This is a genomic window from Nocardia macrotermitis, from assembly GCF_009604405.1.
GTDB classification, from domain to species: Bacteria; Actinomycetota; Actinomycetes; order Mycobacteriales; family Mycobacteriaceae; genus Nocardia; species Nocardia macrotermitis.
This window is the reverse complement of record NZ_WEGK01000002.1, coordinates 155,429-170,049: the sequence shown is the minus strand read 5'-3', so window position 1 is coordinate 170,049 and position 14,621 is coordinate 155,429. Positions and strand designations below refer to the sequence as shown.

Below are 14,621 nucleotides of genomic sequence, written 5' to 3'. Positions count from 1 at the left end.
GAACTCCGGCCGGTCGGCGCAGCGAATTCAGTTGTCCCCGAGCACCTCTCGCAAGCGCCGCGCGAAGGCTTCGGGCTGCCCCGGGTAACCGTTCTCCGGGCCGGTGAAACCGCCGTGGTGGCTCGGGAAGACAACCGGGCGGGTGCCCAGCCGGGACGCGATGGCTTCGGAGGTGCGGGCGGTGAGGGTGCCGGTGGATTCCTCGCCGACTGCGATCACGATGCGCGTGGGGGCTGCGGCGAGGGCATCAATGTCGGGGCGGTAGGCGATGATCGGCGCCGAACGCTCGGACAGCAGCGGGTCGTCACGGGAGCCGTCGTCCTCGGTGGGCATGCCGAACATGGCCGGATCGGCCGGGGGCTGCGCGAAGAATTCATCGGTGAACTCGCCCGTCCACATGGTCATGGCCATGAAAGCCGCCATTCCGGCCCCGACCCCCTTCGCCTCGTACGCCGCCCGCATCCCGAGAGCGGCACGTTCGGCGGACGCAGCATCAGGCAGCACGGAAATCATCGGCGGCTCGTGCGCAACCAACGTGGACACGTCGTCCGGATACCCCGCGACCAACGCCAACGACGTCACCGCACCCCCGCTACTGGCGAACTCTCCACCGGCCCCACCCCCAGCGCACCGATCACCGCATGAATATCCGCAGCCTGCGTCTCGGGCACACTGTCGTTCCGCCCATCACTCCGAGCACTCCGCCCCAACCCACGCGGGTCATACGTCACCGACGTGCGATCGGCCAACTGCTCGACCAACGCCCCGAACCCACCCGCACACATCGGCTGCCCCACCATCACCAGCGGCGGCCGCCCATCCGCGGCCGGCAACGGCCCGTGCACGTCGTAAACAATCCGCGCCCCATCGGTATCGAGCGTATGCGTCGTCATACCTCTACCGACGCCCTCGCGCCCCGAAACTCATCGGTCCCGACGCCCCGAGACTCACAGCACGAGATCGCGCAAGCGATTCCAATCGAGCTGTATCCGAATCGGCAGATCCACCGCGAAACCGGTCCCCGGTTTCAGGACATGCACCTGACGGTAGTGTCCGACGCCATGATCGAGGGCGTAGGTCTCGATCACGGTCACCTCGGTGTCCGACACACTCACCAGCCAGTACCACGGAATCCCGGCCGCGGCGTACTCCGACATCTTCTCCAGCCGGTCGGTCTTCACATGACCGGGCGAGACGACCTCGACAACGACCCTCAGGTATCGCGCCGGTACTGGACGGACATCCGGCGGAGCACAGTCGAACAATGCGACATCCGGACGCCGAATGGTCGCCCGCGGCACCTCCCACAACACCGTGTCGAAGTCGTGGTTGGCGTCCAGACGGGTTGAAGGATCCCGCGACATACATTCTCGCGCTGCGTCTTCGAACATCCCGAGCAGCCGATGCACCGCCTTCTGATGCGCCCGCGTCGGCGATTCGCACCGCACAGCTTGTCCGTCGACAACCTCGACCAGACGGCAGAACTCCTCCGGCAGCTCACGCCAGATATCCACCGAGATCGGCTCGGGCTGCACATTGTCCGGGCGAGCCCAGTCGAAGATCGAAGGCATGTACCGAACTCTAGGCGGCGGGCGCTCACCGCCCGACCTCACCGATGCACAGAAGATCTCCGCCATCGACGCGGACTGAACCCGCCGGGCGACACAGCCACTCGTCCGGCGAACCGTGGCGATATGACTCCTGAACCTCAAAGCAGACCGATGCCCGACGACCGCGCCGCCGCTGCTGCGGCCTCGACACCACCTGCTCTCGGACGAGACCGCCCGGCACAGGCGGCCGCGCACGCATGCACTGTCCGGGGTTGTCCTGCCCAAACTTCTGTAGTAGCGTCCAGACAGGTGTCCATGAGGATGGGCTGGTACGTCGGAAGGGTGTTGACGATGACGTTGGTCAAGCCGCGGCAGGTGTCCGGTGGCGAGCACGAGCACGGGCATCTGGAGGAGTTCCGGACCGATCCGATCGCGCTGATGCGGCGGGTGCGCGAGGAGTGCGGGGATGTGGGGTCGTTCCGGCTCGCGGACAAGGACGTCATCCTGCTGTCCGGGTCGGAGGCGAACGAATTCTTCTTCCGCTCAGCGGATTCCGATCTCGATCAGGGTGCGGCCTACCCGTTCATGAAGCCGATCTTCGGCGAGGGCGTGGTCTTCGACGCGAGCCCCGAGCGCCGCAAGGAGATGCTGCACAACCAGGCGCTGCGCGGCGAGCACATGCGCGGGCACGCGGAAACCATTGCGCGCGAAGTACATGCGATCGTCGAGCGGTGGGACGACGAGGGCGAGATCGACCTGCTGGAGTTCTTCGCCGAGCTGACCATCTACACCTCCTCGGCCTGCCTGATCGGCAAGAAGTTCCGCAACGAACTCGACGGCCGGTTCGCGCACCTGTACCACGAACTCGAGCAGGGCACCGACGCGCTGTGCTACGTCGACCCGTACGCGCCCATAGACAGCTTCCGCCGGCGCGACGAGGCGCGCGCCGCGCTGGTCGAGCTGGTCCAGGGCATCATGGACGGCCGGATCGCGAATCCCCCTGTGGGCAAAGAGGATCGGGACATGCTCGACGTGCTGGTCTCGATCAAGGACGAGGAGGGCAACCTGCGCTTCTCGGCCAGCGAGATCACCGGCATCTTCATCTCGATGATGTTCGCCGGACACCACACCACCTCGGGCACCGCCGCGTGGACGGTCATCGAACTGCTGCGGCACCCCGAACAACTGGACCGCGTCGTCACCGAACTCGACGAGCTCTACGCCGACGGCCAGGACGTGAGTTTCCATGCGCTGCGCCAGATTCCGCAGCTGGAGGCGACCCTCAAGGAGACCCTGCGGCTGCACCCGCCGCTGATCATCCTGATGCGCGTGGCCCGCGACGAGTTCGACGTGTGCGGAAACCTCATCGCGCCAGGCGATCTCGTGGCCGCCACCCCCGCGGTCTCGAACCGGATCCCCGAGGACTTCCCGAACCCGGACGCCTTCGACCCGGGCCGCTACATCGATCCCAACCAGGAGGATCTGCTCAACCGCTGGACCTGGATCCCGTTCGGCGCGGGCCGTCACCGCTGCGTCGGCGCGGCGTTCGCGACCATGCAGTTGCAGGCGATCTTCTCGATCCTGTTGCGGGACTGGGAATTCGAGATGGCTCAGCCCTCGGACAGCTACCGCAACGACCACTCCAAGATGGTCGTGCAGTTGCAGCAGCCGTGCGCGGTGCGTTACCGCCGCCGCCAGCGCTGACCCCAGGCGACGAAAACGAAAGCGGGCCACACCTTTCCGGTGTGGCCCGCACTGTATGTTCCGAAAGAATTCTGAAAGCTACTGCGGCAGTACGGCTTCGATGGCCGCGATGACCGCCGCATCCTTGGGTTCGGTCCGCGGCCGGAACCGCCCCACGACCTCACCCTTGGCATCGACCAGGAACTTCTCGAAGTTCCACTGGATGTCACCGGCCGCGCCCTCGGCGTCGGCGGTCTCCACCAGCTCCTGGTACAGCGGATGCCGCGCCTCACCGTTGACGTCGACCTTCTCCAGCAGCGGGAAATCGACACCGTAGGTGGTGGAGCAGAACTCCGCGATCTCCTCGGCCGACCCCGGCTCCTGCCCCATGAACTGGTTGCACGGCACGCCGACCACGCTGAATCCGCGCGGCCCGTAGGTCTGCTGGAGTTCGACCAGGCCCGTGTACTGCGGGGTCAGGCCGCACTTCGAGGCCACGTTGACCACCAGCAGCGCCTTGTCACCGGCCAGTTCGGCCAGCGTGGTGGGCTCGTCGGCAAGCGTTTTGACGGGAATCTCTCGAATGCTCACACCTGCCGACATTACCTCCGAATCGCCTCGTCGCACCGCCTCCGGCTACACCGAAAACAAGTGTTCAACTGCCGTAATCCACCGGCCAATGTTTGATGCCGTTGATCCAGCCCGACCGCAGCCGCACCGGCTCGGCGAGTTCCCGCAGCTCGGGCATGGTGTCGGCGATCGCGTTGAACATCAGATCGATCTCCAGCCGAGCCAGATTCGCCCCGACGCAGTAGTGCGCCCCGGTCCCGCCGAACCCCAGATGCGGATTCGGATCACGCAGAATGTCGAAGGTGAACGGATCCGCGAACGCCGCCTCATCGAAATTGGCTGAGCTGTAGAACAATCCGACCCGCTGCCCCGCACCGATCCGCTGCCCGGCCAACTCCACCTCGCGCGTCGTGGTCCGCTGGAACACGCTCACCGGAGTCGCCCACCGCACGATCTCGTCGGGCGCGCTCACCGGCCGCCGCTCCCGATACAACTCCCACTGCGCGGGGTGATCCACGAACGCCTTCATCCCGTGCGTGATCGCGTTGCGCGTGGTCTCGTTCCCCGCGACCGTCAGCAGCATCATGAAGAACCCGAACTCGTCCGAACTCAACGCCTCCCCGTCGACATCCGCGCTGACGAGCCGGCTGACGATGTCGTCGAGCGGATGCCCCCGCCGCTGATCGGCCATCGCGTACGCGTACCCGATCAGCTCCGCGGTCGCGATCTTCCCGTCGCGATATTCCGGATCGTCGGCGCTGAGCATCTCGTTCGACCAGGTGAACAGCTTGAACCGATCCTCCTGCGGCACCCCGAGCAGTTCCGCGATGGCCTGGAGCGGCAACTCGCACGCCACCTGCTGCACGAAGTCCCCGCCGCCGATTCGTTTGGCGGCGTGCACAATTCGCTCGGCCCGCGCGGTCAGCACCGCCCGCAGACTCTCGACCGCACGCGGCGTGAACCCCTGCGAGATGATCCGGCGCAGTTTGGTGTGCCGGGGCGGATCCATGTTCAACATCAGCGAGGTGTTCGCGATCTCGCGCTCCTCGGGCGTGCTGTCCGGCGCGATCCGGATGAGCGCCCCGTTGGCCTGCGAGGAGTAGATCTCCGGATGACGCGAGATCTCCCGGATGTCCTCGTGCCGACTCACCACCCAGTACCCGCCGTCGTCGAACGGCGCGACGTACTCGGCAGACTGGGCGTTCCACCAGACCGGTGCGGTGCGCCGCAGTTCGGCGAACTCCGCGACCGGACTGCGCACTTCCCACAGGGCGGGGTCGGTGAAGTCGAATCCGGCGGGAATCGAAGGTTCGGTCATGACCCCTCCTCACCGTTCGCGCCGCTGCGAACCGGGGATGGAAATGTAACGAGTTCTACGATTGAAGCACTTCACGGCCGCTCTCCGCAGGCATCCGAGCAGGTTTCTCCGACCATGATCAACCCCGCCGAACCGGGCTCGCGCAGAGAAGTCCGCAAACCGGACCTTCACCGTAACTAGAACTTGTTCTACAGTGGCCTCAGGCACGTGCCCCGACATGCCCCCGACGACTTCGAGCACGACTACTTCGAGGATGAGGTACCGAACCATGACCGACTCTGCGCACAGCGCGGGAACCAACGAGGCCGATTACATCGTGGTGGGCGCGGGCAGCTCCGGTGCCGTGGTCGCGGGCCGCCTGGCCGAGAGCGGCGCGCGCGTCATCCTGCTGGAGGCCGGGCGCAAGGACAACACCCGGCTGGTCACCAGCCCGGGCATGATCACGATGGTGCACACCGTGCCCCAGCTCAAGCACCGGGTGACCTGGAGTCAGTACTCGATTCCGCAGAAATACGCCAACGACCGCGCGATCCCGATGACGCGCGGCAAGGTGCTCGGCGGCTCGAGCTCGGTCAACGGCATGCTGTTCGTGCGCGGCAACCGGGCCAACTTCGACTCCTGGGCCGCGGAGGGCTGCACCGGCTGGGAGTACGAGAACGTGCTGGCCGCCTACAAGAGGCTGGAGAACTGGGAGGAGGGGGCCAGCGAATACCGCGGTTCGGGCGGCCCGATCCAGGTCACCCGGCAGCAGGAACTCACCCCGATCTCGCAGCTGTTCATGCAGGCCGCCGCCGAGACGCTGAACGTCCCGCGCATCGCCGACTACAACGGCGAATCGCAGGAGGGCATCAGCGTCTTCCAGCAGAGCGTGCGAAACGGCTTGCGCTACAGCTCATCTCGCGGCTTCATCACCGAACGCCCGAACCCGAACCTGACCGTGCTGACCCACACGCACGTCGCGCGCGTGGTCATCGAGAACGGCCGCGCGACCGGCGTCGAGGTGATCGACAAGTCCGGCAACCGCCGCATCATCCGCGCCGCGCAGGAGGTCGTGGTCTCCGGCGGCGTGATGGCCTCGGCGCAGATCCTGATGCTCTCGGGCATCGGCCCGGCCGGGCATCTGCGCGATGTCGGGATCGATGTGAAGGCCGATCTGCCCGTCGGACAGAACCTGCACGACCACCTGTTCGTGCCGATGACGTTCGTCTCGAAGAAGGCCATCCACCACGGCACCCCCGCCTACTTCGCCCGCGGCATCATGCGCGAGCTGATGAAGCCGGGCAGTTCCTGGATGGGCCGGACCGTCTTCGAGGTCGCCGGTTTCGTCAAGACCAAGTTCGCCACCGGTGACGTGCCGGACATGCAGATCCACGCCCTGCCCTGGAGCTATCCGGTCCCGAACCAGGACGAGGACAAGCTGCACATGGTCGACAAGCGCTCGGCGCTGACGGTCTTCCCGACGCTCATCTACCCCAAGAGCCGCGGCGAAGTGCGCCTGGCCTCGAACGATCCGCTGGCCTCGCCAGTGATCGACCCGGGCTACCTGTCCGATTCGGCCGACACCGAATTCCTCATCGAGGCGATCCGGCTGATCCGCGAGGTCATGGCGAACAAGACCATCGCCGGGGACATCACCGAGGAGTACTCGCCGGGCCCGGACCTGATGGACGAGACCGCGCTGCGCGCCGAACTCCCCAACCGCATCCACTCCGTCTACCACCCGGTCGGAACCTGCCGCATGGGCACCGACGAGCGCGCGGTCGTGGACCCGACCCTGAAGGTCAACGGCATCGAGGGCCTGCGCGTCGCCGACGCCTCGATCATGCCCAGCATCACCGGCGGCAACACCAACGCACCGTGCTACATGATCGGCGAGATGGCGGCCCAGTTCATCACTGCCGGAAAGTAATTCGCCGCATTCGGACCCGGGCTCAGCCTCGTTGCGAGCCCGGGTCCGCCGCTGTCCGCACCCATGCACCCCGCGCCGCGCGCACTATCGATTCGCACCTCTCGTCGCGGGGCATCAGCGCACCCACAACCGACCGACACATCCGCAACCGGCCCCACCCATACTCTCGATCTATCCGCATTCTCACCACTCCGCGCACACTCGCCAGCCGACCCACGCTCGCAACCAGCCCGCGCACAGGCAGCCAGCCCCCACAGTCCCGTAGCCGCCCACACGCTCCGTAGCCGATCCCACGCGCGCAAGCCGCGCAGGACTGCCGCCGGTCCTGGTGTGGAGTTGTCCACAGTCGTCACCAGCACTGTTCACATGTGATGACTCGCACAATCTCGTAACTTTCATTGACCAAACATTTGCTGTTCGCAACTCTTGATGAGTGCAAGCTGATGACGAACCCGACCACACCCTGTGCCCGGACGTCGCCGCGTTGGAGGTGCTGACCCGGACGCTGGTCGGGATCGCCTGGGACAGCGCGCATGCCGCGCCGCCCGGGGTCACCTTCCCGCAGATGCGACTGCTGCTGGTGCTGCAAACCCTGGGCCGGGTGCCGTGCTCACATCTGGCAACTGCGCTGGGGGTGAACGCCTCGTCGGTCACCCGGCTGGCGGACAAGCTCGAGGCGCACGGCTATCTGAGTCGCGGCACCGACGCGCACAACCGCAGCGTGGTCACCGTCGAGGTGACCGCGGCCGGGCAGCGGGTCGTGGACGAGGTGCTCGAGGTGCGGCACACCGCGTTCCGGACCATCCTCGATCAACTGCCCGAGGAGAAGCGACAGTCGGTCACCGCCGCCGCACACGACCTGGTGCGCGCGGCCGCGGAGTCCTCGGTGAGTCCGGTGGGTGCGCTGTGAACATCCGGCAGAACTCGGCCCAGCGCGCGACGCGCGAACACGCGGCACATCTGGGCGACTTCAACGTCAAACCGCGCATGCTGGCCATCGCGGGCCTGGCGATCCCGGTCGGCGCGGCCGCGGCACTGGCGGCCTACGGGCTGCTGAAACTGATCGGCCTGATCACGAATCTCGTGTTCTACCAACGCATCAGCACCGAGATGATCGCGCCCGGCGCACAGCATCATCCGTGGTGGCTGATCCTGACCGCACCCGTCATCGGCGGTCTGATCATCGGATTGATGGCCCGCTACGGCTCGGAGAAGATCCGCGGACACGGGATGCCCGAGGCGATCGAGGCCATTCTGACCGGCGGCAGCCGGGTGGCCCCGCGCGTCGCGGTCCTCAAACCGGTGTCCTCGGCGATCAGCATCGGCTCGGGTGGTCCGTTCGGCGCGGAGGGGCCGATCATCATGACCGGCGGCGCGATCGGCTCGATCCTGGCGCAGCTGCTCAAACTCACCGCCGACGAACGCAAGGCCCTGCTGGTGGCGGGTGCGGCGGGCGGTATGGCCGCGACCTTCAACGCGCCGCTGGCCTCGATCCTGCTCGCGGTGGAACTGCTGCTGTTCGAATGGCGGCCACGCAGTTTCATCCCCGTCGCCACGGCGGTCGTCGTCGCGACGATGTGCCGCTGGCTGCTGCTGGGCAATAGTCCCGTCTTCGCCGTGCACGCCCCAGCCGTCACGCCGGGCGCGTTCACCGACGTCATGGCCCTGATTCCCGGCATCACCGGCGGTCTGCTGGCCATCGCCGCGACCGCGCTGGTCTACCTCGCCGAGGACGGTTTCGGGCGGCTGCCGGTGCACTGGATGTGGTGGCCCGCGATCGGCGGCGTCATCATCGGCATCGGCGGACTGATCGAACCGCGCGCGCTCGGCGTCGGATACGACGTCATCGATCAGCTGCTCACCGGCCGCGGCACGGTCTCGCTGATCATCGGAATTCTCGTGGTCAAGACGCTGATCTGGTCGATTTCGCTGGGCTCGGGCACCTCCGGCGGCGTGCTCGCGCCGGTGTTCATGATCGGCGCGGCGCTGGGCGCGGCCGAGGGCGGGCTGCTGCCGCACGCCACCGCCGGACTCTGGGCGATGTGCGGGCTGGCCGCGGTGGTCGGCGGCGTGATGCGCTCGCCGCTGACCGGCATCATCTTCACCTGCGAGCTGACCCACGCCTGGAACGACCTGATGCCGCTGGTGGTGGCGTCGGTGTCGGCGTACGCGGTGTCGGTGCTGCTGCTCAAACGCTCGGTGCTGACCGAGAAGATCGCGCGCCGGCGCCTGCACCTGACCCGCGAATACACCACCGATCCGCTGGAGACGTTCTTCGCCGCCGAGGTCATGCACACCGATCCGGTGGTGCTCGCGGCCGACGATCCGATCGAGGAAGTGTTGCCGCGCACCAGATTCGCGACGTTGTATCCGGTGCTGGACACCGACGAGCAACTCGTCGGCGTCACCACCCGCAACCGGCTGGCGCTGCACGCGGGCGGCGATGTGGCGGCGTCGGCGGTGGACGCCCGCGCGGTCGTCCACCCGGACGACACGTTGCGCGAGGTGGCCAACAAGCTCGCCGCCGCGAACGTCACCTACGCGCCGGTGGTGGATCGCGGCACGCCGACCCGGCTGCTCGGGGTGATCGCGTTCGAGCAGCTGCTACACGCGCGCCGGCGGGATCTGCACGAGGAGCATCACCGCGAACGGGTGCTGACGCTGCTGGATCAGCGTCCGGCCGCACGGCGTCGTCCGCCACGTTTCCGGCACACCGAGAACGAGCGTGCCACCGAGTCGTCGGCGGATTCGACGAGCACGAATACCTAACGGCCGCAACATAATACACCTCGAAGGGCCCCGCCTCGCGATACCGTGAGACCGGGCCCTTCGGCATCTCCGCAACCCGATCCCCCGCACCGGGAACAATCCCGGACCATTGCGTGTTGTCGTGAGTGCGGCTATGGTTGGCATCGTTCGCAGCTTGTGGATGTAGGTGGACACCGTCCCTCCCACAAGAATTCTCCACCCCGTACCCGCACCGGATATCGCGCCGATCGACATCTCCGATCCCCCCGCATCCGAACGGTACGGCCCCCTCGGCGAAGCGCTGCCCGCACGATGCGGCACCCGCCGCCACCAACCACACTTTTTCCTTCAGGAGTAGAAGACCATGAGAGACAACACCATTCACGATCCCGGCGCCTCGGTGACCGGCATCCTCGACATCATCGGAACCCACGCGTCGCGGCGGGTCGACGGCTATCTGCCCGGCCCCGACGATCTGCACGTTCCGCCGCGCCTGATCCGCGATCACGGCCTGCGTCGCGGCGACACCGTCACCGGCACCGTCGGAACACCGCGCGAGGGCGTCAAATTCGCCCCGCTCGCCAGCGTCGAGCTGATCAACGGCCTGCCGCCCGAAAATGCCAGGCACCGGCCACATTTCGGCGATCTGACCCCGATCTACCCGAACGAGCGGCTCCGCCTCGAGACCGAGCCGCACCAGATGACAACGCGCGTAACGGATCTCATCACCCCGATCGGCAAGGGTCAGCGCGCCCTGATCGTCGCGCCGCCCAAGGCGGGCAAAACCTCTGTGCTGCAATCGATTGCGCACGGTATCGCGAAGAACCACCCGGAATGCCAGCTGATGCTGGTCCTGGTCGGCGAACGTCCCGAAGAGGTCACCGATCTGGCCCGCGCGGTACCCGCCGATATCGCCGCGGCCACCTTCGATCTGCCCGCCCGCGATCACATCGCCCTGGCCGAACTGGCCATCGAACATGCCAAACGGCTCGTCGAAACCGGCCGCGACGTCGTCGTGCTGCTGGATTCGCTGACCCGCCTGGCCCGCGCCTACAACCTCGCCGCGGCGGGTTCGGGGCGCATCCTGTCCGGCGGCGTCGACGCCGGAGCCCTCGCCCCGCCGAAGAAATTCCTCGGCGCGGCCCGCAATATCGAGGGCGGCGGTTCGCTCACCATCATCGCCACCACCCTGGTCGAGACCGGTTCGCTCGCCGACACCGTCATCTTCGAGGAGTACAAGAGCACCGGCAACGCCGAACTCAAACTCGACCGGCACATCGCCGATCGCCGCACCTTCCCCGCGGTCGACATCGAACGCTCCAGCACCCGCAAGGAGGAGCTGCTGCTGACCCCGGACGAACTCACCGCGACCCACGCGCTGCGCCGCACCCTCTCCGGCCGCGACCCCGGCCAGGCGGTGGAACTGCTGCTCACCGGCCTGCGCCAGACCCAGACCAACGCCGAATTCCTCACCCAGATCCGCACCGCCGCGCACTGATCACGACCTGCGGCTTCTGGTACACGAACGTTCCAGAACCGCTCGGCTCAACGTCCCTGGAGCGAACCTGTCGCCCACCCCGGGTAGCCTGTGGTGGAGATCAGACCAGCGCGCTCGCCCGCACGGGTGTGCGCCGAGCACCACCCGCACAGCTCGTCGCGCCCCGGATACCGGTGCCGCAGGTTTGCTGCGCAGCCGGTGAGAAAGGGGGCCGCCACATGCGCACGGCGTCCGTCATCCGTGGCACCGATCCGCAGACCCCGCCCAGCGTCGCGGCCGATCGATCTGCCCCCGGCGGGTGCCGCTGATGTCACGGGAGGAATTCCTGCGCCGAGTCCGCGACGGCCTCAAGGCGCTGCCCGACGACGACCGCACCGTCACCCTGTTCCCCAGTCACCGGCACAGTGCCGCCGAGCTCTCCGATGCCGACCGCAGCACCATCGTCGAACTCTTCGTCGAACGCCTCGAACACCACGGCGCGCGCATCGCCCGGGTCACCGAATCCACCATTCCCGAGGCCGTGGACGCGGCCCTGCGCGCCCAGCGCGCCAACATCGTCGTCGCACCGCACGGTTTGCCCGAGGAGTGGCTCGAACTCTGGGCGAAGACGCCGGACAACCAGGTCCTCACCGACGATTCCCCCGTCACCGCCGACCAGTTGGACGACGCCGACGCGATGGTGACCACCTGCGCGGGCGCGGTCGCCGACGCCGGAGCCGTGGTCCTGGACGGCGGGCCCGGTCAGGGTTTCCGCGACCGCACCCTAGCGCCCGAATGCCACATCTGCATCGTGCGCACCGCGCAGATCGATTCCTCACTGCCCGAGGTGCTCGACAAGCTCGACTCCCGCCGCCCGATCACCTGGTGCGGCGGCCCCACCGCGCCCTCGGATGCCAAGGCCCGCAATCACGGTCGGCATCGGCAGCGGCAGTTGATCGTCCTGATCGTGGACTGATTTCCCTCACAAGTTCTCGTTAAGTCCGCCGCAAGATCGCGGCGGCATTGTTCTCTTCGACGCCGGTGGTGAATTTCTCATCCGGCCCCGTCCGGGCCTGTGCACGAGGGGTGACAGGCCCGGACGGAACGACGTTGCCCCCTTGTGATCTTGGTCCTCGGCAGGTCACCGTATCCTCGAAGGTGATGGGAGCGCGGGACGCCGACTAGATTGGGAGCGACGATGGAAACAGCGGTCGTCTTCGTACTGGCCTGCCTGATGTATTGGTGGGGCCTGCTCTAGCCGGAACGGGTTCACCGGGCGCGACACTTCTACTACAATCGATAGTAGAAGTTCTCGATTCCTGCGGCACGGGAGAGCCCCATGATCGAATCCACGGCCCGGCAGGCCGGTACGGCGCTGCATCCGGCGACAACTCTGCGTCTGGTCACCGTGATCTTCACCGTCGCACTGCTCGTGCACGCCAGCGACCATCTGCGTCGCGGTATGAGCAGCATCTCGTCCCTGGTGATGACGCTCGGATTCATCCAACTGGCCCTGGCCCTCGCGACCGTCGTGCTGATCGCGCTGCGGCACCGCTGGGCGCCCACCGCCGCTATGGTCGTCGGCTTCGCCAGTGCCGCCGGATTCCTCGTGGTGCATCTACTGCCGGACTGGTTCGGGCCGCTCAGCGATAGTTTCATCAACCCGCCCGCGTCGGCGAACGTCACCGGATTCTCTTGGTTCGCAGCGTTGTTCGAGATTCTGGCCGATCTGGCGCTCGGGGTCGCTGCGGTCCGGGCCCGGCGTAGTTGGCCCTGAGCCCGCCGCCAACCTCGGCACTGCGCTGACCTCGGGCGATGCGGTGACTTGAGACGATGCGGTGACCGCAGGCAAATGCACCGACCTGAGACGATGCGGTGACCTGAGACGATGCGGTGGCCTCGGGTGATGCGGTGGCCTCGGGTGATGCGGTGACCTGGGGCGATGTAGCGACCGCAGGCAAACGCGGTGACCGCAGGCAAACGCGCCGATCTCAGGCGATGCGGCGCAGGATGATTCCGAGGGCCAGTAGCGAGGGTTCGGCGATGCTCAGGAATACGCGCAGGCCCGTCGCGACGCTCAGGACGCAGACGAGCAGGCCGACGCCGAAGACCACGAGGCGCAGCGCCGTCGGCGGACTCGACCACGCCGCGCGCAGCACGAAACGCCAGCGACGTCGCGGGATCGCCGTCAGCCACCACAGCGAGACCAGCACGATCAAGCCCATGCCGATCGCGCCGACGCCTCGGCCCACCGCGCTCAATCGCGTCGGGTCGTTCGTGTCCGCTGCCGACGAGCTCCGATCACCGGGCGGCGGCGTGGGTACCTTCGCCGAATCGTCATGCCCACCAACGTTGTTCGAGGGGTACGCAGATTCGGAAGCAGCGGGCGGCCGCGTGGCCGAGGGGGCGCTCTCCGGCAAGACCTCCGTACCTCGCGACACGACGCCCGATCCCGGTGCCGGCGCGGCCGTAGGGATCGGAGAAGTGGGTTGCGGTACGCCGGAATCCTGCGCGACTCCCTCCGGGCCGACCGGAATCAGTTGTGGTGCTGGGAGATCCTGCGACTCGTAGACGGCGTGGGCGTAACTCGAATCGAGCGGGACGGGGGCGACCGTGTCGTACAGGCCGCCGAGGGTCAGAGCCACGAAACCGACGGCGGTGAGCACCCAGTGCATGCGGCGGATGGCGTGGCGGATCACCGTCGCGACGTTGGTGCGCACCAGATCTCCGAGACCCGGATCCATGGCGGCGGCCTTCAACACACCGCGCAGGGCGTTGCGCAGGCGATGGCCGTTCAGCTCGACGATCGCGAGATCGTGTACGGCATAGGCACTCTCGGGTTCCAGACGCAACGCCGTGCGGTACGCCTCGGCGGCAGGGCCGGTCCGGAAACCGTTGCCGCAGCGACCCATTCGACGCAGGATCGAACCACGCGCGACGTGGATGTCGGCCTCGTCGGGATCGAGTTCCACGGCTCGATCGATGGCGACCAACGCCTCGGGCAGCTGGCCGCACTCGCGCAGTACGATCGCCAGAATCCGGTGGTTCTCGGCGAATTCGGGCCCCATCGCGACCACCTGCCGGGCCACCTGCTGCGCCTGCCAACGTCCGGCATCGTCCGTATTCAGCAGTGCCAGTGCGTGAATGCGCAGGGCGAACTGGTTGCGCGGCTGGATCCGCAGGGCCGCGGCGCTCTGTTCCACGGCCTCCCGGTAGCGCTGATCCAGATAGGCCGCCTGCGCGAGATACGTTGCGGCCTCGGCATTGTCGGGTTCGGCGGCCAGCACCGCGGCCAACTGCTCCCGGGCCTCGCCCAGTCGCCGCAGCTCGATGAGGACCTTGGCCCGTTCCAGATCAGCCATGATC

General features: G+C 67.2%; 12 protein-coding genes and 1 pseudogene. 7 read left to right on the top strand and 6 right to left on the bottom strand.

The annotated features are described in order from the left end of the window. Positions 1–27: 27 nt before the first annotated feature. Genes NRB20_RS37885 through NRB20_RS04660 form a run of 3 tightly spaced genes read right to left on the bottom strand, consistent with a single transcriptional unit; the run spans position 28 to position 1,637 of the window. Positions 28–582 (bottom strand): hypothetical protein, encoded by a 555-nt coding sequence (locus NRB20_RS37885; RefSeq protein ID WP_227833216.1) that lies wholly within the window; start codon positions 580–582, stop codon positions 28–30. Next, on the bottom strand, positions 579–893 hold the full coding sequence (locus tag NRB20_RS37880) for an alpha/beta fold hydrolase (RefSeq protein WP_227833215.1): 315 nt from the start codon (positions 891–893) through the stop codon (positions 579–581). The genes NRB20_RS37885 and NRB20_RS37880 overlap by 4 nt, the downstream gene beginning before the upstream one ends. Before the next feature lie 54 nt (positions 894–947). After that, complete coding sequence (locus tag NRB20_RS04660) at positions 948–1,637, bottom strand: Uma2 family endonuclease (protein ID WP_194289728.1); 690 nt, start codon at positions 1,635–1,637, stop codon at positions 948–950. Between the two features lie 264 nt (positions 1,638–1,901). On the opposite strand from NRB20_RS04660, the gene NRB20_RS04655 reads away from it, so the two are divergent. Continuing rightward, entirely contained in the window at positions 1,902–3,254 is a 1,353-nt protein-coding gene (locus NRB20_RS04655) for a cytochrome P450 (protein ID WP_153407986.1), read from the top strand. A gap of 78 nt (positions 3,255–3,332) precedes the next feature. On the opposite strand, the gene NRB20_RS04650 is transcribed toward NRB20_RS04655, so the two are convergent. Both NRB20_RS04650 and NRB20_RS04645 read right to left on the bottom strand, forming a co-directional pair. Further along, positions 3,333–3,836: a glutathione peroxidase gene (locus NRB20_RS04650; protein WP_153407985.1), complete on the bottom strand. Its 504-nt coding sequence runs from the start codon at positions 3,834–3,836 to the stop codon at positions 3,333–3,335. Positions 3,837–3,888: 52 nt separating this feature from the next. Beyond that, the gene (locus NRB20_RS04645; RefSeq protein WP_153407984.1) at positions 3,889–5,121 is read right to left on the bottom strand and encodes a cytochrome P450; all 1,233 of its coding nucleotides are present in this window, start codon (positions 5,119–5,121) and stop codon (positions 3,889–3,891) included. 268 nt (positions 5,122–5,389) lie between these two features. On the opposite strand from NRB20_RS04645, the gene NRB20_RS04640 reads away from it, so the two are divergent. The 6 genes and pseudogenes from NRB20_RS04640 (at position 5,390) to NRB20_RS04615 (ending at position 13,032) form a co-directional block, all read left to right on the top strand. Next, entirely contained in the window at positions 5,390–7,030 is a 1,641-nt protein-coding gene (locus NRB20_RS04640; protein ID WP_153407983.1) for a GMC family oxidoreductase, read from the top strand. Positions 7,031–7,463: 433 nt separating this feature from the next. Further along, complete coding sequence (locus NRB20_RS04635) at positions 7,464–7,940, top strand: MarR family winged helix-turn-helix transcriptional regulator (protein WP_319944476.1); 477 nt, start codon at positions 7,464–7,466, stop codon at positions 7,938–7,940. Beyond that, positions 7,937–9,799: a chloride channel protein gene (locus tag NRB20_RS04630; RefSeq protein WP_319944475.1), complete on the top strand. Its 1,863-nt coding sequence runs from the start codon at positions 7,937–7,939 to the stop codon at positions 9,797–9,799. The genes NRB20_RS04635 and NRB20_RS04630 overlap by 4 nt, the downstream gene beginning before the upstream one ends. 343 nt (positions 9,800–10,142) lie before the next feature. Then, a pseudogene (locus NRB20_RS04625) lies at positions 10,143–11,276 on the top strand (transcription termination factor Rho, short form); the annotation flags it as partial. 307 nt (positions 11,277–11,583) lie between these two features. Beyond that, positions 11,584–12,231, top strand: a complete 648-nt coding sequence (locus tag NRB20_RS04620) for an LUD domain-containing protein (RefSeq protein ID WP_153407981.1) — start codon at positions 11,584–11,586, stop codon at positions 12,229–12,231. Between the two features lie 363 nt (positions 12,232–12,594). Continuing rightward, positions 12,595–13,032: a hypothetical protein gene (locus tag NRB20_RS04615; protein WP_227833214.1), complete on the top strand. Its 438-nt coding sequence runs from the start codon at positions 12,595–12,597 to the stop codon at positions 13,030–13,032. A 214-nt stretch (positions 13,033–13,246) separates the two neighbouring features. On the opposite strand, the gene NRB20_RS04610 is transcribed toward NRB20_RS04615, so the two are convergent. Further along, positions 13,247–14,617 (bottom strand): tetratricopeptide repeat protein, encoded by a 1,371-nt coding sequence (locus tag NRB20_RS04610; protein ID WP_153407980.1) that lies wholly within the window; start codon positions 14,615–14,617, stop codon positions 13,247–13,249. Positions 14,618–14,621 lie beyond the last annotated feature (4 nt).

Excerpts from the sequence above, each read along its gene's own strand:
- NRB20_RS37880 (WP_227833215.1), bottom strand. The coding sequence starts at position 893 with ATGACGACGCATACGCTCGATACCGATGGGGCGCGGATTGTTTACGAC.
- NRB20_RS04660 (WP_194289728.1), bottom strand. The coding sequence starts at position 1,637 with ATGGCGGAGATCTTCTGTGCATCGGTGAGGTCGGGCGGTGAGCGCCCG.
- NRB20_RS04655 (WP_153407986.1), top strand. The coding sequence starts at position 1,902 with ATGACGTTGGTCAAGCCGCGGCAGGTGTCCGGTGGCGAGCACGAGCAC.
- NRB20_RS04650 (WP_153407985.1), bottom strand. The coding sequence starts at position 3,836 with ATGTCGGCAGGTGTGAGCATTCGAGAGATTCCCGTCAAAACGCTTGCC.
- NRB20_RS04645 (WP_153407984.1), bottom strand. The coding sequence starts at position 5,121 with ATGACCGAACCTTCGATTCCCGCCGGATTCGACTTCACCGACCCCGCC.
- NRB20_RS04640 (WP_153407983.1), top strand. The coding sequence starts at position 5,390 with ATGACCGACTCTGCGCACAGCGCGGGAACCAACGAGGCCGATTACATC.
- NRB20_RS04620 (WP_153407981.1), top strand. The coding sequence starts at position 11,584 with ATGTCACGGGAGGAATTCCTGCGCCGAGTCCGCGACGGCCTCAAGGCG.
- NRB20_RS04615 (WP_227833214.1), top strand. The coding sequence starts at position 12,595 with ATGATCGAATCCACGGCCCGGCAGGCCGGTACGGCGCTGCATCCGGCG.
- NRB20_RS04610 (WP_153407980.1), bottom strand. The coding sequence starts at position 14,617 with ATGGCTGATCTGGAACGGGCCAAGGTCCTCATCGAGCTGCGGCGACTG.